The organism is Acinetobacter harbinensis, assembly GCF_000816495.1.
Taxonomy (GTDB): Bacteria; Pseudomonadota; Gammaproteobacteria; order Pseudomonadales; family Moraxellaceae; genus Acinetobacter; species Acinetobacter harbinensis.
Genome location: NZ_JXBK01000003.1, coordinates 17,273 through 17,696 on the forward strand (window position 1 = coordinate 17,273; position 424 = coordinate 17,696).

At 31.4% G+C, this 424-nt stretch carries 1 pseudogene; it reads right to left on the bottom strand.

Annotated features, from left to right (window positions below):
• Window positions 1-174: 174 nt before the first annotated feature.
• Window positions 175-412 (bottom strand): annotated as a pseudogene (locus tag SE27_RS14275) (IS3 family transposase); the annotation flags it as partial.
• Between the last annotated feature and the right edge of the window lie 12 nt (window positions 413-424).

The window sequence follows — 424 nt, forward strand, 5'->3', positions numbered from 1 at the left end:
AGGCCAGAATTTCTTTATTTTAATTTGAATGAAAAGATAATTTTTATAAAAAATACTTATATTTACATTTCTCCATGTTTATTTATTTAAATAACCTGAATCCTGTTTAAAACAACATTTCATTAATTTGAATCTTGGGATTGTTTGGGTGAAAAAGCTAATAGACACAAAGCGAAGCATATCTTCATACATACCATGGCTATGAAGCGCTTGTTCAAGTGAATCCATAACCATATTTATCTTTTTCGATACCTTCCAATGGACGATTGCTCGTGAGAATAAATCAATAATAAATGCGGTATACACCCAGCCTGAATTCATCTGAATATAAGTAAAGTTAACTACCTGAGAACCAGTGCTTCGCGAGATTAGGATGTGACGCACTAAAATCACATTTCACTATATTATCTGCTCATTTTGATCA